15 protein-coding genes are annotated in these 23,772 nt (G+C 47.6%); all 15 read right to left on the reverse strand.

The genetic code is table 11. The annotated features are described in order from the left end of the window. Nucleotides 1-111 precede the first annotated feature (111 nt). Nucleotides 112-1,401, reverse strand: a complete 1,290-nt coding sequence (locus NZ043_RS06855) for an ABC transporter substrate-binding protein (protein WP_339311140.1) — start codon at nt 1,399-1,401, stop codon at nt 112-114. Further along, entirely contained in the window at nt 1,380-3,155 is a 1,776-nt protein-coding gene (locus tag NZ043_RS06860) for a sensor histidine kinase (protein WP_339311142.1), read from the reverse strand. The genes NZ043_RS06855 and NZ043_RS06860 overlap by 22 nt, the downstream gene beginning before the upstream one ends. A 92-nt stretch (nt 3,156-3,247) precedes the next feature. Next, nucleotides 3,248-4,897 (reverse strand): ABC transporter substrate-binding protein, encoded by a 1,650-nt coding sequence (locus tag NZ043_RS06865; RefSeq protein WP_339311143.1) that lies wholly within the window; start codon nt 4,895-4,897, stop codon nt 3,248-3,250. Between the two features lie 27 nt (nt 4,898-4,924). Next, nucleotides 4,925-5,794, reverse strand: a complete 870-nt coding sequence (locus NZ043_RS06870; RefSeq protein WP_113052959.1) for a carbohydrate ABC transporter permease — start codon at nt 5,792-5,794, stop codon at nt 4,925-4,927. Nucleotides 5,795-5,809: 15 nt separating this feature from the next. Continuing rightward, nucleotides 5,810-6,775, reverse strand: a complete 966-nt coding sequence (locus tag NZ043_RS06875; RefSeq protein ID WP_339311148.1) for an ABC transporter permease subunit — start codon at nt 6,773-6,775, stop codon at nt 5,810-5,812. Nucleotides 6,776-7,218: 443 nt separating this feature from the next. Beyond that, nucleotides 7,219-8,766, reverse strand: coding sequence for a response regulator (locus NZ043_RS06880; RefSeq protein ID WP_339311150.1), 1,548 nt, complete (start codon nt 8,764-8,766; stop codon nt 7,219-7,221). 270 nt (nt 8,767-9,036) lie between these two features. Next, nucleotides 9,037-9,951, reverse strand: a complete 915-nt coding sequence (locus NZ043_RS06885) for a class I SAM-dependent methyltransferase (protein WP_339311152.1) — start codon at nt 9,949-9,951, stop codon at nt 9,037-9,039. 210 nt (nt 9,952-10,161) lie between these two features. Then, nucleotides 10,162-11,385 carry an MFS transporter gene (locus NZ043_RS06890; protein ID WP_339312676.1) on the reverse strand — a complete coding sequence of 408 codons (1,224 nt, stop codon included), beginning with the start codon at nt 11,383-11,385 and terminating at the stop codon, nt 10,162-10,164. Between the two features lie 192 nt (nt 11,386-11,577). Further along, nucleotides 11,578-13,641, reverse strand: a complete 2,064-nt coding sequence (locus tag NZ043_RS06895; protein WP_339311154.1) for a molybdopterin oxidoreductase family protein — start codon at nt 13,639-13,641, stop codon at nt 11,578-11,580. 440 nt (nt 13,642-14,081) lie between these two features. Next, the gene (locus NZ043_RS06900; RefSeq protein ID WP_339311156.1) at nt 14,082-14,933 is read right to left on the reverse strand and encodes a formate/nitrite transporter family protein; all 852 of its coding nucleotides are present in this window, start codon (nt 14,931-14,933) and stop codon (nt 14,082-14,084) included. A 375-nt stretch (nt 14,934-15,308) separates the two neighbouring features. Continuing rightward, entirely contained in the window at nt 15,309-16,670 is a 1,362-nt protein-coding gene (locus NZ043_RS06905; RefSeq protein WP_339311157.1) for an FAD-dependent oxidoreductase, read from the reverse strand. A gap of 512 nt (nt 16,671-17,182) precedes the next feature. Then, the gene (locus tag NZ043_RS06910; protein ID WP_047840764.1) at nt 17,183-17,662 is read right to left on the reverse strand and encodes a glutathione peroxidase; all 480 of its coding nucleotides are present in this window, start codon (nt 17,660-17,662) and stop codon (nt 17,183-17,185) included. Nucleotides 17,663-17,901: 239 nt separating this feature from the next. After that, the gene (locus NZ043_RS06915) at nt 17,902-18,786 is read right to left on the reverse strand and encodes an ABC transporter ATP-binding protein (protein ID WP_339311159.1); all 885 of its coding nucleotides are present in this window, start codon (nt 18,784-18,786) and stop codon (nt 17,902-17,904) included. Nucleotides 18,787-19,271: 485 nt separating this feature from the next. Further along, nucleotides 19,272-22,472, reverse strand: coding sequence for a hypothetical protein (locus NZ043_RS06920; RefSeq protein ID WP_339311161.1), 3,201 nt, complete (start codon nt 22,470-22,472; stop codon nt 19,272-19,274). Then, nucleotides 22,469-23,728, reverse strand: a complete 1,260-nt coding sequence (locus NZ043_RS06925) for a hypothetical protein (RefSeq protein WP_024632789.1) — start codon at nt 23,726-23,728, stop codon at nt 22,469-22,471. Before NZ043_RS06925 ends, NZ043_RS06920 begins: the two co-directional genes overlap by 4 nt. Nucleotides 23,729-23,772 lie beyond the last annotated feature (44 nt).

Consider the following 23,772-nt stretch of genomic DNA (forward strand, 5'->3'; position numbering starts at 1 on the left):
GAGTTGTACAAATAAGGCACTAAACAGCAAAACAACCTTCCTTCTGTACTAGAGGGAAGGTTGTTCTGTCATCGAAGTGGCAAGTGTAAATGACATTTAGTTCAATTTATATCACTTACCACCCAAAATGGCATTCGCTCGCTCACGAAATTCCACCGCCGCCTCCTCAGGCGTAATTTTGCCAAACAGCAGCAGATCATACAACTCTCGCAATACCGCAGTGACCTCTGGCGCACCTACGGGATCAGGCGGGTCCATCTGGCTGCTGTTATCGGCAACCCAATCAATATAATCAAACACCTGCGCCAGCTCCGGTTCAACCACCAGCTTCATCCGCTCTTTGACACTGGATGAGACGGGCACCCCCCGCTCCCCTTTGAGCAGCAGATTGGCATCCAAATCATTAACAAAAAAGCTGATGAACTTGGCCGCCTCCTCCTTATGTCTGGAATTGCCCGCCATGGAGAAAAACATGCCTGGCTTCAAAAACAATCCATCCTGGCTGTTTGGCCCAGGCATTGGGGAGATGGTTAAGGGTTTGCCATAACGCTGAGCGGTGCTGATAAATTGGTTGGAATACCCCCAGCTAAACAAAGCCTCTCCCAGATAAAACGGGTCGTTATCAGGCTGGCCAACATCTGATGTCCAGATATCCGGTGCAAAAATAAGCTTCTTTTCCGCGAGCTGCTGCATCCTGCCAAAGTACTCAATAAAGAGCCCATCATCCTCATACCCCAACCTCTTGCCATCCTCGGCGTACAGCTTGGAACCGTACTGTCTCAAGTAATAGGCGAAAAACTGTTCGGGCGTGAAATAGGTTCCCAGATAGATGCCTTTTCCGAGCAATTGCTCGCCCATCCGGTCAAAATCCGCCCATGTCCACGTATCCGTTGGCAATTCAATATCATTGGCCTTTAACACTTCCGGATCATAGATGCTGAGCATGGCGTTAACTCCCAAGCTGAGACCATAGGTTTTTCCATTCAGGCTACCACTCTCCAGCTGTTCCTTCTCAATATCTGTCGTGTCAATCAACCCGCTCTGCATGTACGGCGTCATGTCTTCCAACAGTTGCAGCGAACTGTACTGGGACAGATAGGAGATGTCCATCTGGATAATGTCGGGCAACGCATTGCCTGCTGCATGTGGGGCAAGTTTTCTCCAGTATTCGTTGAAACTGCTATATTCGTATTCAATGTTTACATGTGGATTCAACTTCTCATACAGGTCGATAACAGCTATCGTTGCATTGTTGCGAAACTCCCCACCCCACCAAGCGATTCGCAGCGTTATCGGCTCTTCGTCCACAATCATGCCTGGCCTTTGATCCAACTGGTTCACGCAGCCAGGAAGAGTCAGCATAAGGCAGAGCATGCCTATCATTCGCATCCATCTTCCCATAACTTCTCCTCCTTACCTGGTGATGGGGGTGGCAGCAGCACCGTTACTCTCGTTCCAAGCCCCGGATTGCTCTCCAGCAGAACATCATATTCTTCGCCAAAAGCCAGACGTACCCGCTCCCTGATATTCAGTAGACCAATACCTGTGCCTCTGGTTTTCACTTCACCGCGCAGCACCTGTTCCACATATTCGGGTTCCATGCCGGGACCGTGATCCTCCACGATAAGGGCCAGCTTGCCACCTGATATCTCGGCATACACTCGAATCAGACATGATCCAACCTGTGGTTCCAAACCATATTGAATGGCATTCTCCAGTAGCGGCTGTAGGGTCAACTTGGGAATGGCACAACCCAGATAAGAAGCAGGCACATCCATACGGAAATCCAGCCGCTCCCGGAAACGGTAGGTCTGAATGGTGATGTAATGATTGACGATCTCCAGTTCTTCGGCAATGGTAATGATATTTTGCTTGAAGCTGATGGAGGAACGCAGCAAATAGCCAAGTGACAGCACCATACTGGAGATTTGCTCCTGCCTGTTCTTTTTGGCGAGCCAATGGATCGAGTCCAGCGCATTATACAGAAAGTGAGGATTGATCTGCGCCTGCAGCGCCTTGAACTCCGTTTCCTTAATGACCAGTTGGCTTGCATAATTTTCTTTGATCAATGTATTAATATGTGTAATCATCAGTCGATACGTACGCTGTAGTAACCCCAATTCATCCATGTGCTGGTGGGTTGGAATGGACAGATTGGCGTCTATGTTCTCCAGATCCCCATACTGAACCTCCTTCATCTGACTGATAAGCTGCCTGATCGGCCTTGTCAGACTACGTGCGAACACCATACCAAGCGCGAGAACAACCAGAATGGCGATAAGATAAACGACAATCAAACTATTTTTCAACCATATAATACGTTCAAAAATTTCATCATAAGAGGCCATATTATAATACACCCAGCCGGTGTATGCGGATTTCTTCTGGGAAAGAAATATCTCCCTCCCATCCAAATTTTTGATCTCATATCCCCCACTGCCTGGAAGTGGATTCAGCCCCGTGGACACCGCTTCTGGAAGCTGACGATAAGGATAGACCACCTCACTGCCTGCTTTTAAAATAATGTCACTGTCCTGGCTATCGATGCCCGCATACTCCTCAACGAGTCGCTCGATATTAATACGTAGAAACAGTATGCCTACCGGTTCCAGGGTCATCGGTTCGTAGGCTCTCACCTGACGGACCATAACCAGCATCGGGTCATCGTCATCAGGGTATAACCAGCGTACTGCACCATTGGCCTGCTCCGCAGCCGCAATCATCCGATCATATTTTTCCTGGGATACGGTTAGTGTCTCGCCATATTTATTGACTCTTCCTCTGGAATCAATCAGATGAACGGATTGCACATAACGTGCAGCCCCACTAATATGCTCCCATAGCCGATCCGTGATCTTCTTTCGTTCAATAAAGCTTGAATATGCGCTATCGTCATCCAGCAACGACTTCAAAGCTCTTTGAATCTGAGTATCGGAGATCATGTTTAATGATAACGCTTCCAACTTCTGAAGTTCAACATCCACTGTAGACGAAGAAAGGTTCAGAAGTCGGGATGACTTATCAAACAGCTGTTTGTCATACACCGAGTACGTATAATACAAGGACCCAAACGCCAGGATGATGATAAACGCCATCATGAACATAATCATCAGAAACATTTTCATTTTGATGCTGAGTTTGCGGTAGGCTGTCATGACCAAAGCGCTCCTTTGAACCACGTGATACTACTAGGTATATCACATGCAGGAAGGTTTTCCCAAAGTTTTAGCGCTCGATGCCTCACGTATTATTTGGACTGATATCGGTCATAGGCCGCCTGATGAACCTCAATCGCCCGGTCAATGCCCATGCTCTTGATTGTTTCGGCCATCGTGTCAAATTCGGTGATCGGCTTCTGTCCGCTAATGATGGCAGTCATCGTTTCATTCAAATACGTATTCACCTGGCTCATGATGGACGTACTTGTGGTCACCTCATCTGTTGACAAACGAATTGGAGGAAGCGTTAATGCAGAGCTTGCTTTCATCCATTCCGCATTCGCCGCACGTTGTCCGTCGTCAAATAATAATGCATCCAGGTAACGGCTATCCTGATTGATCGGACCGTCCATAATGGATAAGGCATAGGAAGCCAGTGCCTGATCATACGTCAGACCGTTCGGATTATTAATGATGGTATCTGTGAATTTGACACCTTCCCCATCACGAACGTAGCTGTCATTTTCGATACCAAAGTTGAACAGATCACTACCCTCTTCGCTATAGTTGTAGTCCATCCACTGAACAATATATTTCAATTTGTCTTCGTCTGCGGAAGCCGTAATGGCCTCACCATAAGTCAACACTTTGGCATCCAGATTAAATGTCGCATACGAAGTTCCATCCGGAGATACAGGCCACGGTACACCAGTTACATTAAAGTTCGGGTCCGTATCTCTCATCAGATTGAAGTATTTCCCCATCCCACTGAACACACCACCCTGATATGCGCCTGCCAGATTGCTGGTGACCTTATAGTCAAATGCTTTACCGTCATTGGTCATGATCTCGGGATCAATCAGCCCTTCCTTGTACCACTTGGCCATGGTCTCCAAGAAATCACGGTAGCCCGGCTGAATCGGTCCAAACTCCACCTTGTCTCCATTCATCTGGAAGCCACCAATGACACCAAAGGCCGCGGCAAAATCATGGAGCTTGGTCAGGTTACCCGGTCCCCAGTTTCCGGTGAATGGCAGCTCATCTGGCTTGCCGTTGCCGTTGGGGTCCTGTTCCTTGAATGCCTTAAGCACCGTATACCACTCATCGATGTTGGTAGGTACCTTAAGGTTCAATGCATCAAGCCAGTCCTGGCGCATAATTAAACCGGAAGTGGCATTCAGCTTCAATGCATCCAGCTTCAGCAGCGGGAACATATAGATCGTGCCATCGTCGAGTGCAATCTGTTTCTTCACATCCGGATCGGATTCAATAATCCGCTTTAAGTTCGGTGCATAACTGTCGATCAGCTCGTTCAATCGAATGATCCGACCATCCTTGATCATTTTTTCCGGTCCGCCAACGGCATCCGCCCAGTTATAATAAATGACATCCGGTAGTTCTTTCGTGGAGATCAACAGATTGAACTGGTCACGTTGTTGTCCAAGCGGAGGATGTGTGAACTTCACTTTGATGCCCGTCAATTTCTCCTTTTCCTTGTAAGACGCCATATCGCCAAAATTGTTCAAGGAAGCTGTCAATTTGGCATCATTGGCGCGCCAGTAGTCAATGGTAAATGGCTCACTTGTAATCGGTAGCGGAATCTCGGTTAATGCCTGCACCGCAGGTTCTGTTTCTTCTGCTGGCTCTGCGTTACCTGGTTCATTATCCCCCGTACAGCCCGCCAGTAAAGACATGGTAAGTAGCGATGACAACAAGATGGACCCCATTCTTTTTTTCACTTAATTCGCCTCCATAGGATACATTTTTTATTGTTTCACAGCACCGATTAGAGCGCCCTGAACAAAATAACGTTGGATGAACGGATATACCAGCATAATCGGCAGCGTGGAGATAATAATGGTCGCATATTTGATGTTCTCCCCAATGGCAAAGCCGGTATCAGCGCCAGCGCCCATGGCCTCCGTACTGCTGCTGATCAGAATATCACGCATAATAATCTGGATCGGATACAGTTCCTGACTGCGCAGGTAGAGCATCGGTCCGACATAATCATTCCAATGGTCAACCGCATAATACAGCATCATGACCGCCAGGATTGGCTTTGACAAAGGCAGTACAATTCGGAACAAAATCAGAAAGTCATTGGCGCCATCAAGCTTCGCCGATTCGATCAGACTGATCGGAATGCCCTCAAAGTTTGTTTTCATAATGAGGAAATAGAACGTACTGATGGCACCCGGAATAATAAGCGCGAAACGGGTATCCACCATGCCCAGATTCTGAATCAGCAGAAAAGTCGGGATCATGCCCCCGCCAAAAAACATCGTGAACGTAATTAATTTCATCAACGTTTTTCTGCCCATCAGATCACTGCGTGATAACCCATAGGCTGCCAGCGAAGTCATGAGCAGATTGATGGCTGTACCCACCACAACATAGAACAAGGTGTTCATATATCCCGTATAGATGCGAGTATCCTGAAATACCGACTTGTACGCTCCCAGCTGAAAACCTTCAGGAATGAGCATCAGTGAACGGGAACGCAGCATCTGGTCCGGGTCGCTGATTGAAGAATTGAACACGTACAGCATTGGATAAAAGCATAAAATCATGATCACCAACAGCAGCAATGTATTAAATACATCAAAAAGTCGTTCCCCTATAGACTGTTTCATCGCTTCACCTTCCGATTACCATAGACTGGTTGAGTTAAGCTTTCTGCTGATTGCATTTGCGATAATGAGCAGCGCGAAATTAATGACGCCGTTAAATAGTCCGATGGCGGTTGAATACGTATAGTTCCCCTCCAAAATACCGGATCGATAAACAAAGGTGGATATGACATCCGATGTCTCATAGGTCGGTGCCGTTTGCATCAGCAATATTTTCTGAAAATCCGCGTTCATGACCGCCCCCATACGCAGAATTAACATGATCACAATCGTTGGCATAATGCCCGGCAGTGTAATATGTAATAGCTGTCTCCAGCGGCCTGCACCATCAATTTTGGAAGCCTCATACAACTGTGGATCAATACCACTTAGTGCTGCCAAAAAGATAATAGAGGCCCAGCCTGCGCCCTGCCATATGTTGGACAGGATGTACATCGGACGGAACATATCTTTTTCCGCCAAAAACATAATCGGCTGCAGATCGAAAAAGTCACGAATGACGTTAAATAACCCACCGTCCAGAGATGAGAACGTTTTCAACATTCCAACCACGACGACAACCGAGATGAAATGCGGCATATAACTAATGGTCTGTACTGCGCCTCTGAACCACTTTTTCCGGACTTCATTCAGCAACAGTGCTAGTAGAATCGGAGCCGGGAAACCAAACACAATACTGTAAAAACTCAAAATCAGTGTGTTCTTAATCAGTCGCCAGAAATAATAACTTTCAAAAAACATGGTGAAGTTGTCAAATCCGACCCATTCGCCTGCCAAGATTCCTTTGATCGGGTTGTAGGATTCCTGAAATGCCATCAGTAGCCCGTACATTGGCCCATAGCTGAAAATCAGATAGTAGGCTACCACAGGAACGAGCATCAGATAGACGTATCTGTTGCGGATAAGTTCCTTTTTCACCGAACTCCATTTGCCAGCTGGCTTCAAACGCCCAGGTTCGATCCCCCGGCTTCGATTCAGCTCCATCCACTCAACCTCCACTCTCGGTATTGATTCACTAACATGACACTTCTAATGATAGAAGCGAGCGCCTTTTCTTCCCATGCTCATTTCCGTTAAATGGATGTTCAAAACCGAGTTCCGTCCGACAAAAAAAGACCCTGCTGCCGATGAATGGCGTACAGGGCCCGATCACAGATTAGATGTAGAGGTTGCTATCTATATAAATCGAGCTAAAGAATATTTACACTTGCCACTCCGATGACAGAACAACCCTCTGATCGCTGTTATCCCCAGATTATTATGATTCCCTTTTCTAAAGGGAAAATCCGGGGATAGCATATGCTTACGATGTAGCTTTCTTTTAGAAAGCTTTTAGGCGAACGCTCCGCTTCTTCGTGTTATTTCTGTCCTCTCCGTTTTCGTGTAAATGTTTAGTTCAATGCTGTAGAAGCGACAGCAACGCTGTCCTAGGGTACTTTTTTATACTCGGAAGGGGAGAAGCCCGTGTATTTCTTGAACATTTTGCTGAAATACGGCCAGTTGGCACCAAACCCTGTCTGCTCGGCAAGCGAGGATACAGTGCAGTTCCCGTCCTGCTCCAGAAGTTCCAATGCTTTGCGGATGCGGTAGCTTAACACATAGTTCGTAAATTTCTCACCGGTTTCTTTTTTGAACATTTTGCCGATGTAGTCTGGATTCATGTATATTTCCCCAGCGATGGACTGGAGTGTTAATGTCTCGTCCCTGTAGCGCTTCTCTACCAACTGTTTCACACTGCCTACCATCTGCGATTGTCTGGAGCGGTGTTGTTCGTAACGGCGAAGCGTGATTTCCTTAGCAACGGCAAGCAAAAACTGTTGAAAAGAATGCAGGGTGCTGGATTCTATCATGCCTGGCAACTGGTCCATATACCTTTTCATCTCGGCAGAGCCACTGAGTCGAATCATCTCCATAAACATCTGAATAAGATAGGACTTCGTTTGGGATATATCGTATCGCAAGCTGGCCAGCAGCTGAAACATCCGGTTCAGCTCTGATCCCACTTCCTGCCAGTGTCCCGCCTTGATTGCAGTAACCATCCGCTCCGGATCGTATTCGAATTCAGGAAGAATGCGTTCTCCGGGAGAGTAAATATCCCGTTCCATAATGAGACTGCCCTCACCGAGGTAAAAGCGGTAATTGAGATAAACCAGCGTCTGCATGTACAAATGGCGTGCCTGCGAGAGGTCTCCTGGCTCGCTTAGCGCTATCGTGAGATCATCATGATAATATCGGGTAAATGTGGCGCGAATCTCATCGATATTATGGAACAACTGCGTTTCAGACAACTTATCCTCCATAATAAGTAGCACATGCCTTCCAACCGTGGCACTTAAGATCGGATTATGAAAAATATCCTCGGCAATGTTCTTCACCGCGAACAAGTGCAGATACTCATGATCCCCCTCAATCTCTACCAACAGCAATCGCACACGTTGATCCTGAAATTGTACATCGAACAATTCCTCGAAATATTTCCACTCCTTGGCCCCATACGTTCTGTTGGTCACCAGCTCTTTCAGAAAATATTCCTTTGCATGCGGCAGTACACGCTCCAGATTATATTGGATCGACTGTACAAAGCGCTCCTGATCGGTCAACTCCCGCTTCTCACTGACCAATTCACTAATAGCCTGTACAAGATGCTCCTCGCTGCAGGGCTTGAGCAAATAGTGCTTCACTCCATAATGCATGGCCGTCTTCGCATATTCAAATTCCGTAAAACCCGTAAGCATGATAAACGAGATATCCTGATACTTTTCAGCCACCGCTTCAACCAGCTGTAATCCATCCATGCCCGGCATGCGAATGTCCGAGATGATAATATCCGGACGTTGCCGCTCAATTGAAGCAAGCGCTTCCAATCCATCTTGAGCAATGCCGATCAGTTCTGTTCCTAATCGGGTCCAGTTCACAACACTGGAGATCCCGTCCGAGATCATAAATTCATCATCGACCAACAAAACCTTGTACATCGTATGCATCCCCCTGCCTTTAACCAGATCCATTCTATTATATGGGCATTATGCACAAATAGAGGCAAGGACATTGAATGACATGGAATTGCACCCTAACAAGTCTGATTTCTGAACATTTGTATCACATGCGAAGTTATTGACTACTGAATCATGATCTATGTTGATCCTTCGTTCAAACCAAACAACCCTCACCCTGCCACAGGGTGAAGGTTTGTCGTTGCTATGCAAATGTGGGCTATCTAGGTAACCCTGTATGCCCAGATTGATTTATTTTTTTACCGCGTGAATGAAATGTATCGTTTCAAATGCCCTTAGATGATCGGTTCGATCCTGGAAAAACTGTTCCTGAATCGCCTCTGGAGTCAGATGCTCATAGATAAGCAACCCCGCTTCATCAAGCAAGGCCTCCATCTCCGCGTATGCGTACCCGGATTGCATCGGCTCACCACCCATTGCAGCCAATTTAACCATATTTTCAACCCGATTAAACAGTCCTTTTTCCTCAAAAAGATGCTCATCTGCATAATCCAGAACTATAGAGCTTCCGGTTGGCAGGCTCGCAAACACATGACGAATCACGTTAAACAGATCATTTTTGGGCAAATAATACGAAACACCCAGGAGACTAGCCAACGTCTTCCGTTTCTTCAAACCTTCAAGAGTCAAGCTGTCATTCGAAAGCTCACGCGTAAAATCCATGGGTACAAAGTGAAGATTGTCCGGAATAGTCAGCTCGGCCTGATTCAGCCGCTCCTTCTTGAATTGCTGTGTAGCCGGATAATCTACTTCAATGATATCCAGCGTGTCCTCCAATTCCGGATGCCTCAAAGCAAACGTATCCATCCCGGCGCCAAGAATGACTACCTGCTTCAATCCCAACGCGACTTCATGCAAAAGTACATGCTCACAGTAAGCGGCCCGAGCCAGAGTTATTGGAGATAATTGTACCTGGGTAATCCATTTTAGAACCTTTTCCGGGTCGTCCTTGAGCTGGTGCGCCATATCCGGGTTGAAAAAATGAATGCCTCTAACCATGTTATTGCTGATATCTGAAAACTCTTGAGGAGTGATAAGCGCACTGGCTATAAAATCATTGAAAATAAGAGGTGTATCATATTGGCAATGATAGGCTCGGCCAAAAGCCGAAATCAAAGATGTAATACTGGATTCATTTTGCTTCATACCTATTCCTCCCGTACAAACAAAAATAAGATTCCCCCTGGCCAGGAGAACCTTAGTATATACGAAGAGATTTAATATGTAAATTATAGCATAAAAAGATTTTTTTGTCAATATAAATCAACGGGATGATCTGACAGGTTAAAGTAGCTTTCTTTTCTCCTCCACTATAACCTGTCCTCTCCCTTCATCATACGATTCAGCCCACAAAGGCTAGGCGTCCATCCCATACTCCTTCACTTCACGATTACGGTTCAACACCGCGTGCAATACAAAACCAAGTACCGCAATCGCCGCTGTGCCTGTTGCCAGCCACGCTACCGGAATAAGTCCCTGCTTGTCATACATGACCCCCATCGCATAGGGGCCTATAACCCGTCCAACCGCACCGATTCCACCCGATATCCCGATGTAAAAAGGTGCCGCCCTGCCGGCATGCTCCGAGATAAATGCAGGTGTTGCAGGGGAGATCAACATCTCCCCAAACGTGGCAAGTACCATGGCGAGCACCATGCCAGGATAGCTGTACATGGTAATCATCACAATGTAGGCCATGCCATAGAATACCGCACTCGCGGTCATCTGGGCCGTGGAGGTACGGGCCATGGTCCGTTTAACCCAGCTGGTGAAGGGTTGGCCCACAAAGATCAGCACCCCGTTCAGGGTCCAGAGCAGACCGTACATTCTTTTTTCCATACCCTCAGAGATGATATACGGGGACACACCTGTGTTCCAGATGGAATTGCCGAATAACAGGAACAGCACGCCCAAGCTCATAAACAGATATAATCGGGTATTGCCCAGCAGAGCCCAGACGCCCGGCCCATCGGAAACGGTTTTGCGTTTGGTCAGATGCACTTCTGCCTGATCCGGTTCGACTCGCGACAGATAATACCAGAAGAATATCGCAAATCCGGCTGAGGTCACTCCGTTCAGTACAAAGCTGAGGTGATAGGAAAAGTCAGCCAGGAAACCACTCAGCGCCGTACCAATCGCCACCCCGATATTGTTCGCCACATAGATAATATTGAATAATTCACCGCGTCGCTCCGCAAACCTGAAGCCAATAAAGGCCTGAATCGCTGGCAGCGACAATGAACTAAACAGACCAATCCAGCCCATGGCACATATAAATACGACCCAGTACGCACTAATCCACGGCAACGCAAACAAACCTAACGCATTAAGCGCCAGTGAGCCAATGATCAGCTTCTTCACGCCCACCCGGTGATACAACGAACCTCCAAGCAGTTGTCCGAAGATACCACCCAGGGACTGAATGAGGATTACAAAACCCGCGTTAGCCATCGTCCGTCCTAGCTCATCAAACACATACATCGTGGTCAGCGGCCACATCAAGGCACTGCCTGTTGCGTTAACCAGACTTGCTAATAAAAATATTCTCACTTCTTTTGGATAGTTATCCAGCCATCTCATCATCTTAATTCATTCTCCTTAGTACCTCTGCACAAACAAATAACCATAAAAAATAGACCTTTGCCCTGACGGCATAACCATAACCAGCCAGAGCGAAGGTTTTATGAAGTGTCACATGTATTGCTCTTTAGATCCTGCTCAAGTTTTATCCTTTGTTCATCTTACCTCAAAAAAATCATGCTGCAAGCACACTCATTGACGCTTCACTTCGACAGTGGCCGAGAAGAAGGTCGCCCCGTTACCCATGTCAGACAATCGGTTGGACGTGAGCGAATTGGCTCGCTGCTTCTTGCCATCACCATCCCACCATAAACCTTGGCTGATGACGGTTCCCGGCAGCATAGCTTCACTCACCTTGGCGGTAAGTTCGATGCGCCCACGATCATTCCATACGACCACTGCATCTCCATCCTCCACGTTTCTGCGGGCAGCGTCCTCGGGGTGCATTTGCAATAGAGGCATCTTTTCCAAACGTTGATGTTTGGCTGAATTGCCAAAGGTGGAGTTCAGGAAATTATGGTTTGGCGGCGATAGGAACATCAATGGATACGTATCGGCAGGTCCAGCCGGATTCTCCCCATCATATCCTTCAACCAGAGCGCTATAGGTAGGGAGCGGCGGAAGACCTCGCTGTTCCATCGTCTCCGAATATAATTCAATTTTGCCTGAAGGTGTGGGTAGCTGATCCAGAAACGCAGCATGTGGCGACATATCCAGCTTCACGAATCGGTGTTCCTTCAGTCCCTCCAACGTGACTCCATTCATGTAGGGGTTGCCTGTGCCCTGGAGTGCGTCCTCAATCATCTGTTCCGGCGTTTCTCCGAAGATTGCAGGATCGTACCCCATAGCCTGCCCAAGCAGTGAGAACAGTTCCACATTGCTCTTGCTCTCCCCAATCGGTGCAATCACCGGCTCTTGCAGATGAACGTACTGATGCCAATAAGAGGTGTACAGGTCCGTCGCTTCAAATGAAGATGTGGCTGGCAAGACGATATCTGCATATTTCGCCGTATCCGTCATGAACAGATCATGCACAACCGTGAACAGATCTTCCCGTGCAAAACCTCGCTCCACCCGCTCAGTATCCGGTGCCACCACCAGTGGATTGCTGCAGTAGACCATCATCGCCCGGATTGGCTGCTCTGCTTCCAGCAACGCTTCACCAATCCGATTCATGTTCACTACTCGCGGCTCCGGATTCTGCCGCAGTTCCGGACGTTCGAGCACGTCGCTATTCGTGCTCGCGTAGCTGTTGGTGCGAACGGCACCGCCACCTTGCTTCAGCCATTGCCCTGTGATGGCAGGCAGACATGCAACGCTACGCACGTTCATTCCCCCATTATCATGGTGCTGGAGGCCATTGCCGATGTGAATATGGGCTGCCTGTGCGTTGCCGTATAGTTCAGCCAGCTCCACAATGGTTTCCTCCGGCACGCCCGTAATGCATGCAACACGTTCAGGGGTGTAACTGCGGACATGATCACGTAGTGCCTCATGACCTATCGTATACTTTTGCATAAACGCTTCATCCGTCAGTCCCCGTTCGAACAGCACATGCATCAATCCCAGCGCCAGTGCGCTGTCCGTGCCCGGATACAGCGGGATAAACCAGTCGCCCCATTGGGCAGTACGATTGCGATGAACGTCGATTACGACGATCTTGGCGCCTTTCTTACGGGCTTTCTCCGCCAAAACGACCTGATGCATATTCGTACTGACGATATTACCGCCCCATACCAGGATGAGATCCGCATGCTCCGTATCTTCCGGCACCGTACCCCGGTTGGCGCCCATCGTATATTTCCAGCCAGTATTTCCAGCGGCATTACAGATTGTCTGCTCCAGCACACTCGCACCTAGCGCATTGAAGAAACGTCGATCCATGCCGTCTACACCAAGAATGCCCATGTTACCGTAAAAGCTGTAAGGCAGGATGCTCTCCGGGCCGTAGGTTTCGGACAATGCAGTGAATTTGGTCGTAATCTCGTGAATCGCTTCATCCCAACTGATTCGTTCGAACTTGCCTTCACCTTTGGCTCCTACACGTTTCATCGGATATTGTAGACGCTCGGGGTGATACACCCGCTCAGTCATATTTCTGACTTTATTACAAATGGCTCCCTTGGTTATCGGATGATCCGGATTGCCTGCAACCTTCACAATTTTGCCATTCTCTTTATGTAATAACAGACCACAAGTGTCCGGACAGTCGAGCGGACACACCGCCGCAAATATACCATTCTCCTGATCGATCATCGTAAGGCTCCCCTCTTTAAAAGCTATCCCTATATCATATCTTCTTCGAGGTTATCGCGTAAAGAGAACAGTATGTTTTTGCTTCATATTCGCCGCTATAGCGGCTTCAAAATATTTTCAAAAAAATGTTTTGCCATTTGATTCAACTTCAGAATTCAGGGGTAAATTAAAAACAAGGCATTAGGCTAGTGTTTCCCCACTTCCTCCTCATGCCATATCATGGACCACTCCCGAAATTCGCCATGAACAGGTTTCGTTCCCCCGAACCTTGTCATGGCGAATTTATTTTGCGTTAAAATCCACAAGGACCCCATACCAAAAAACGATCCCTACCTGCTCCATCACAGCATATTCGCCATGAACCGAGCAAGACCAGAATCGTCTTCTCTTCTACATGAATGTTCCATTACCCATGTATACATACGTGTATATATGCCCCGCTACGCCTGCTTGCTCCACATCGCTCTGGCCTCCGTCTCCACAGCTTCGTTCGACGTGGCTACCTCCGGTTTCACTTTCGGCTCAGCTTGGCGCAGGTACACCACCCAATAGGCTGCAGCTACAAACAGAGCACCACCAGTCAGATTCCCGAGCCATACCGGAATGAAATTCATCACATATTGGCCCCACGAATAATGTCCTTCGAAGATTGCCGCCGGGATGAGGAACATATTGGCCACAACGTGCTGAAATCCAATGGCCACAAATGCCATCGTTGGAAACCAAATGCCCAGTACCTTGCCACTCATCGTATCCGATGCATAAGATAACCACACCGCCAGCGCGACCAGCCAGTTACAGCCGATGCCTGAGATAAAAGCCTGCAGGAATCCGTCATGCAGCTTGTGTCCAGCCATATCCACCACTTTGACCAGATATACACCCTCTCCGGTCAGACCAAGCACATGTCCAAACGCGTATGCGACAAACAAAGCTCCAACAAAGTTACCCATCGTTACTAAGGTTAGATTTTTCAACATATTACCTACGGATAACTTTCGAGCAATCGTCGCGAGTGGAACTGCCATCATATTTCCCGTTAGCAACTCGCCACCACCGATGAGTACCAAGATTAGTCCCACCGGGAACACTGCTGCACCAATCAGATTAACCAGACTTCCCCACTCAGCAGGAGCAGATGCAATTACCCGAATATCCAGTAGAAAACCCAGCGCAATAAAAGCCCCTGCCAGAAAACTAAGCACCAGTACAGAAGACACCGGATATTGAGCCTTCTTCATACCTGTTTGCGCCGTATATTGTGCAACCTCAAGAGGTGTTTTTGCTGCCATATCATTCATCCTCTCCTTCATTGTTCATCGTTTGGGAAAACGACCTAATTTCATTGTTTATGTGTTGAATGCCATATCTCAATTGTATATTGGTACAACGTGAAACTTTGTGTAAATTATCACAATGTTGTTCAAAAATATGCTTTAAGAGCGTCTTTAAATAGTTAAGTCAGCAAAAGTATAGTAAAGCCTTTTATAGCTAAAAAACCAAAAAAAAGACTGACGATATACTCGCCAGTCTTCTTTTTCCTTTATAATCGTCCGCCTTGTTTCGTAATCCTGGCAGTTATTGTACACCTCATATTTACGGATAAGCATGACTTATCTTTGTATGGCGTTTATCATGCTCGCTGTTCAACCATCTATTCTGCTTGCTTACACCATTGCTGGTGCTTTTACTTCTACCGGTGGCAGTGCTTGCAGACCAGCCGTGTTCAGGAAGTTCCATGGTTTGTTGTAATGTGGCTGGAAGAAGAAGTCGATGAAGGCCAGCTCATCTACGGTCATGTTGTTTTGGATGCAGACCGAGATCGTATTAATCGATTGGGTCAGATCAACCTGAGACATCACCTGTGCTCCAACGATCCGACGAGTAGCCTGCTCATATACCACTTTGAGCAACAGTTTCTCAGCCGTTGGCATAAACTCCGGACGATAGCTGTCTTCCAGTACGACAGATTCAACAATCAGACCTTCGTCAGCAGCAGACATTTCCGTCATTCCTGTACCTGCGATATTTTGCTCATAAATTTTGATACCGGATGTTCCTTGTGTGCCCATGTATGGTGTCGTAGGACGAACCAGGTTGCGGGCTACGAGTGTACCCATCCGTACGGCGTTGGTTGCCAGCGGAATGTAAGATGCTTTACCTGTTGGGTTGTAATGAATAGCACAGCTGTCACCTGCAGCGAAGACGTCTTTTTGACTCGTTTGCATATATTTATCCACGACGATTGCGCCGTTTGGCAGCATATCCACTTGGCCTTTAAGCAACTCTGTATTTGGACGGAAACCAATGCACAGAATAACCAGATCGGTTTCAAACTCTCCTTTGGACGTGATCACTTTAGTCACTTTGCCATTTTCACCAGTAAACTTCTGTACCGTTTGACCGAGAGCCAGCTTGATGCCACGCCCAGTCAACGTATCTTCGATCGCATCCGTGAATTCAGGGTCCAGGTATTTGTTCAAAATCCGGTCCACACTGTCGATCAGGGTAACTTCCTTACCGTTCATTTGGAAAGCTTCCACCAGCTCTACGCCGATATATCCTGCACCTACAACAGTAACACGTTTGGCATCTTTGGCTTTTTCAATAATCGTGTTGGAATGATTGTAGTTTTTGCAAAGTAAAATGTTATCCATCTCGATGCCTTCAAGCTTCGGAACGACAGGCCATGACCCCGTTGTCACGATCAGTTTGTCAAACGTATCTTCAAATTCTTCCCCAGTTTTCAGGTTTTTAGCCTGAAGGGTATGGCCCTTGGCATCTACTGCTGTTACTTCATGAAGCATCTTGGTCTCAACACCAAGCTCTGCCAATTGATTAGGCGAAGAATAGAACAAACCGTCAGGGTCTTTCACAACCCCACCTACGTAGAGCGCAATGCCACAAGATAGGAAGGAGATATTGTCATTGCGCTCATACACCGTGATGGTAGCATCCGGGTACAATTTGGCGGTATTTACGATGGCTGCGGTTCCTGCGTGTGTACATCCGATAACTGCGATTTTCATTAAAAGTTCCTCCTCGAAATATATAAATGAGTTTGAATATAACGTTATTTTGGTTGTGAAATATTTCACTTCTTATTCGAAACTGTGTATGTGATTTATTTCACTTTATACACTCATTATAATGTGATCTTTTTCACATTGCAATAGGTTGTGCAAATAAATTTTGTCGAAAGAGGTTATTTCCCTGTATTTAAGCCTTTCTTCCCTTCATTGTATTGATTTCATTGTCCCCGGATATGGGTCGGTTTATGCTATGTAATGGCTTCCTCAATCCCTGTATAAACGCAGTATGGACGTATAAAGTTAGAGTTCTCTCCCACATTCATCTTTTACTTGTACAACATAAATGCATTCCATTTCCGCTACAGTGTTAATTTTTAAATTGGTAAACGCTCACAAATTGCTCCTGAAGCCAACCCCTACCTGTGAAGAGAATGTAGCCACTCTATATAAAATAATCAAAGAAACCTATCCTTGCACATGCAAGGACAGGCTTCTCAAACGTTCATGTATTAACCGAGCAATTTCTCGATATCTGCAATCATTGTCTCCGGAGATTCTTTTGGTTCAACACGACCTACCACTTCACCTTCACGGTTAACAAGGAACTTGGTGAAGTTCCATTGGATATCGCTTGTTTCACCTACGCCAGGTTGTTGCTCCTTCAGGTATTGGAACAGGGGATGAGTGTCCTCACCATTCACATCTACCTTGGCAAACACCGGGAAATTCACACCATAGTTAATCTGGCAAAATGATTCCGCTTCCTCACTTGTACCTGGCTCCTGCCCTCCAAACTGGTTACAAGGGAAACCCAGTACAACCAAACCTTGATCGCGATAACGATCATAGAGCTTTTGCAATTCACCGTATTGCGGGGTCAGCCCACACTTGCTGGCTGTATTGGCAATGACCAATACCTTACCTTGATACAGATCCAGTGAGACTTCTTGGTTCGCGGTGGTTACCGCCTGATATGAATATACGGACATGACTGATTCCTCCCATGACATATGTTGGTTTGGGCTGTTGCGAGCACGTTGGATAACCAATGAACCCACAGCCTTTCCTATTATTATAGACCTGATCCGATGCGATTACCAAATCCCGGGTCTGCCCATATCCCATTGCTCCCATGAGTTGCAAATTCCCCCTGAATGCAAAAGAGCCGTGTGCGATAGCGCACAGCGGCTTCATTCTATAATGTAAGGACCACATATGGCCCATTTCGTTAACTTCCTGTCGCTTGAACACGTGGTTCTGTCCGTCCTCCAGCATGAACCATCGCACTGTTCATGACCATTTGTTCCGGCGGCTTCGCTTGTTGGCGTTCACCTGCAAGCGCGTAAGGCAAGCAGAGTGGTACACCCGAACGCGGATCAATCACGATATCTGCTTCAATGTTGAATACTTCACGAAGTACATCCGAATTCATAACTTCCACAGGTGAACCTTGAGCAATGGCTTTACCTTTTTTGATACCAATCATGTGATGTGCGTAGCGGGAAGCATGATTCAAGTCATGCACAACCATAACAATGGTACGGTTGGCTGTGGCATTCAATTGCTCCAGTAACTGCAATACTTCGAGCTGGTGAGCCATATCCAGGAACGTTGTAGGCTCGTCCAGGAAAAGGATATCTGTCTCTTGAGCAAGGGCCATGGCAATCCAGGCACGTTGACGCTGTCCACCGGACAGTTGATCAATCGGACGATCGTGGAATTCTGTCATGCCTGTCACTTCAATAGCCCATTCAATCATGCGTTTGTCTTCCGCACGCATGGAGCCAAATCCTTTTTGATAAGGAAAGCGACCATACGATACCAGTTCAGTAACGGTAAGACCTTCAGGGGCTGTTGGATTCTGTGGCAAAATCGCAAGCTGCTTGGCAACTTCACGCGTGGACTGTTTATGAATGGACTTCCCGTCGAGCAATACATTACCTGCTTTTGGAGCCATAATACGTGCCATCGTTTTCAGGATGGTTGACTTCCCTGAACCATTGGCTCCAACAAGTGCTGTGATTTTTCCTTGGGGAATCTGAATATTCAGATCCTCTACAATTAGTCTTTCCTCATAAGCGATATCCAGCTTGGTCGTCTCCAGACGAAACATGCGATCATCCCTCTCTCATTTATCCCGGTTATGTAATCCGGCTATGACAACAAAAACGAAATTGTAATTCTGTGATTTCCGACGCAAATATCTTCTACACTAAAGATACTGATAATCATTATCATTTGTCAACATAAAAAACCAAATTTTCTTCTCTTTTCGTGCTTTATTTGGTCTTTCTGTAGCAGAAATCCCCCTCTTTTCTCAAGTAAACATGAGACCTTTTCTCATTCATTCCGCGCACTTTATCACTTCTGACTGTTTTTCAAACTCTTGAATCGCAAATTTTGTGTCTGAATTGTGAATGTGTGAGTTTTTTTCATGCGTTTGCTATATCCGCCATATCAAATAAAAAAAGATGACCTTGAAATTCAAGTTCAAGGTCATCTCACATACGCTCGTTTAATAAGGTATGAAGTCAGCATTTTCATTATTGGATCAAAAGACACTTAATGAATCTATGCAACATGTTCATATAAAATAACTTACAGCTTCGGCTGTGGCATCAATTGGATTACAGTCATCCCACCCTGAGTGCTCTGCACACTGGCAATATTCTCGGCATCAATATCTGCTGGAAGATCGATCTGCAGTCCATACGGATAGAGACGATCTACCTCTCCAATAGACATCTTTGAAGAAGTCGTCGCATCCGCATCCTGTTCATTGGATACAGATGTGTCAGGCGATGTGGAACCAGTAGCTTGATCGGCATCCGTACCTTGATCCGTGTCTCCACTCGCAGCATTAGACGATTCATTCGTACCTGTATCCGTTGTTGTATCGGTAGCAGGATCTGAAGTGGAATCACCCGATGTTGAAAGATCTACCTGCTGATCGCCATCCTCCGTCTGCTCTACGTTCCCCGCGTTTCCCGCTGACGCCCCATCCGTACTCCCTTCGGAAGTACTTCCTGAACTACTATCGGAAGGAACTTGGTTATCTGGCTCCTCATTCCGATTAAAGCTCTCCCACTTGCCTGTGGTATCCAACTCCTGAGTACTGCCATCTTTCATTGTCAATTGAAGTTTGCCTTGCTCAAACTCAGTGCTTCCCGTATCGTTCCTGAAACGGATCACCAGTTGAGCAGGTGATTGCGTACCCTCCTGTTCACTCGCAGGAATCATATAAGCAATCTGCTCCGCGAGCTGTACCTCAGGTTCAGCCGGAATGGCAGGATCCTGGGTGGATGGAGGGGATGCCGCCGGCGGCTCTACAGAATTTTTCATCCATGCATATGTACCGCCAGAAATACCCAGAACCAGGATCAATAGGAGTAATCCGAACAGATTTTTCCTTTTACCCGTTAGCATCCGCACCAGTGGAGAGGACAATTCCGTCTTCGCACGGTCATAGACCGGCTTCATTGTCTTGCTGGCTCTCACGTAATACGGTTTGAAAGCTGACTTCGACTTGAATGCTTCACGGTCATGGGCTTTGAAATACGCCACGATGGCATCCGCATATCCTTTATGCGCATTGGAACCCCGGACAAACATTCGATGATCTCCTGACCATTCGAAGAATGGATACAGCCCTTCAGCACGACTTGCATTGGTGCGGATGAATTCAATCAGGCCAGGATAATCCAACCGATTGCTGCCGCTTCCTCCCCGATAAAAAGCCATCGGCAAAGCTTCATATGCCGCGATCCCCTTATGAGCCTGCAGCTCTCCGGCAAGCCAGCGACGCGTCCAGCGTTGAAGTTCATTGCGTTCTGCCAGGGAAAGTGCCTCCAATGCCTCTTCTTCATTCCCCTCGCCACTAAGCCACGCTCTTGCAGCCAGCATCATGTTCGTTCGAGCGGATACATCAGAGCCCTGACGTGCCGCCCAATCCCGAACCTCATTGCCATGCTGCAAAATATCAATGCTTAATAGCTGTTCACGGTTAACCCGATCCAGATCCAGATCCTGAATCATAAACAGGTTAATGACATAAGCAAGCTTGTCTGCAAGGCGGGTTAACTCCTCCTGATATGCCGAATCTTGACTGGCAGACGGAGATCCCCCTTTGCGATTAGGGCGGGCTGTAGCTTCAGATTGACCAATTCGTGCCGTAATGCCTATATCATAGGTGACATCAGCGGATACCCGATCCAGTATGCTAACACGCTGGAGGGCTTCATTCGCAGACTGTACCGGATTAGGCGCAGAACATAACCGTTCACGCAGCTCATTGGCTGTCCGCTCCTGCAAGAAGCTGTAGTGGATCGCAGATGGATGGGACGTAACCCATCTTCGGATCACTTCCACAACGTTCGCTGCCGATTCCGTGCGTTTCAGCTGATTGTCCAGATAAGGCTCGAACAACAGCTTGGTGAGCGATTCATTGGCCAGCACTTTATCAAAGAAAGCTCGATTCAGCTGCGGATCCCGATCCAGCACAGCATACAATTCCTGTACAGCACGCATACGCTTCTGGGCGCGAGCATTATTCACACCATAGATGAAATAGTCCACAATCCAGGATTGCACTACGGGTGCGGCAACACTGAAATATTCTCCAATGCGAGCAGCGACCGCTTCTTCGGGTACATTCTCACGCTTCACGCTGTCCAGTTCCCGGCTGAGTAAGGTTAGGAACAACTCATTCAGACGCGAACGCTGCTGTACTCCACCTTCCGGCTTCAAATAGGTCAACAAGCCACTCAGGACATGGCTTTTGTTATCCAGGTACAGATCTTCCATGCCTTGTTCAAGAGCATAGAACACCGATAGTTCGCCATAGGCTTCAATGGAAAGCTCCCGTCCAGGCTCCATGCCAGACAGCATTTCGTCCGCAAAGGTATAGAACGCATCCGCAGCACGAGGTTCCTGCAATAAAGCCCAGGCGAATTCCGCGTAAGGTAACTTCGCCACAGATGCATCCGCATGTGTCACTCTGCCGGATACCAGATCAAAGGTGAAGTCCTTCTCCGTATTCCGGTCTTTCGGACGCAACGTCCCCCGCTCTACAAACTGAACATGGATGCCCTTCTTGGCCTGCGGCTCCTTGGCAAACGTCATGAATCCCAGCTGCCGCCGGAAGGCGTATGGTAACGCTGTGTACAGCAAACGCAGCAATCCTTTGGCCCCTGCGGTCACTTCTTCTGCGGGAAGGTCCAGCGCAATGTATACTTTTCTGCGTGTTGCTACAGACTGCATTACGGCGTAGAGCAAGCGCTTGAACAGCACTTCGTTCATTTTCAAGGCGCTCAGCACTTGGGTTGGTGATGAATCAGGACCACTTCCCGGTGAGATGGGCAATTCAGCAAGCGCCGGCAGTACTGTACCTTGTTCGATGTCATAGGACGTGGCGAACACGGCATCCAGCCAGCCGCCTTGCTTCATCTGCACTTCCGAGCGTTCGGGAGACAAGACGTAATTATGAGCAAAAAAGGCACTGCGCAGCCCCGTGAAATCCGCAGACTGGTACACATTTTGCCCAAGGATCGTCTCCCCACTCTCCAGATGAAGCAGGTGAATGGAAGCCGGAAACTTCGTCTCGTCCTTCTCGCTACGGCCTGTTAGCTCCGCTGGAGCGTCATAGACACAGTAGGGGTGAAGCACTTTTTTGATAAAAGAAGGGTCCAGTCCCGGCGATGCCGCAACCGTATCAAACCCCTCTGTTGTGCGAAACACCCCGCGCCGCTCTCGGGTATACAACTGTTGTTCAATGGGCGGGGTTACGGAAGAACGCATCATCCCACTCTCCCCTCAATGTACTTCAGCTTGTACAATAGCCATAAGAAGGGTTCATCCACGCGAATCGGACTAACCACACCCTGCAATTTCATATCCACCGGATTGCTGCCCAGCGCAGAGACTGCGAAATAGGCTGTATCCTTGAAGTACACATCCATCGTGCCCTTGAACGGACGATCCACCTTCTCGATAAAACGCCGGATCTCCCCGTCGATATTTTCAAACTCGGTTAAGTCGAACCAATCGCGATGCACCATATTGCGGAAGACATTACTGTTCGATTTGATATAATCCCCCTCTTCATCCTTGAGGGAATGCAGCATGTCGCTTTTGGTGAGCACAACAGCCGTTGGAATATTGGTCTTGGCTTTGTCCTGATACGCGATAAAATCTCCGAACATCGTCAGCACCACGTCACGTGGCTCATCGTATCGTGGTGTCCACTCTCCAGGCTCGTTGCCGAGGTTAATGCGGATTTTGTCCCGAATCGAACGAATCTGAAGCGGGTCCACCATAAACAGGATACCTGCCGAGTTCTTGATGTGCTGCCCGTGAAGTCCGAGATAATCCTGCTCCACCATACCTTCGCCCGCAACGTCAAAGAATACCAAGGTCAGCGGCGCTTTATCTTCATCTTTGAACACAAACTGGAAGATAAACGGCTCTTGCAACTTCTCCTTCTGTGTGGAATCCAGCAAATCGCCCCGTTCGAACAACGGTTCTTCATAATCCGCACGGAACCGGCGGCTGATCTCCGCATTCAGTGGCATGCAAGCCGCGTCAAAATGATCCGCTGTATAATGCTGCAATGTATGAATTAATGAAGTCATGTAGACGGATTTACCCACCTGGGACGCACCAATAATGGAAATGATGTTGCTCGGTGCTTTACCTGCCGTAACAGGCAACTCGTTATGACATTGCGGACACAACCGGCGGCGTGTAACGACACCATACCGATCGTTAAGACCCATCACGATGTTATCGGAATAAATACGATGTTCCTCCGGTACATCATGCGGAGCCAATACGGCCTCCATATCAAATACCGTGTCGAGTCCGAATCTTTCACGATACCGATTCAACTTTGCATCTTCCCCGAGTGCGTAGTCCTCATCATCATCGCGGTGATGGGCGGCGCGGAACACCACCTCTTCCGGTGAAAACTTACTGAAACAATAAGGGCATACAATATCGTAAAACAGCGGACGTTCCTCCGGCTGTTGTCTCTTCAAAAACCGACTAAAAAAGCTCATAGCCACTCCCCTCCCCTGATAAGTCAGACTAAGGTGATTTACAC

The organism is Paenibacillus sp. FSL k6-2145, assembly GCF_037976585.1.
Lineage (GTDB): Bacteria > Bacillota > Bacilli > Paenibacillales > Paenibacillaceae > Paenibacillus.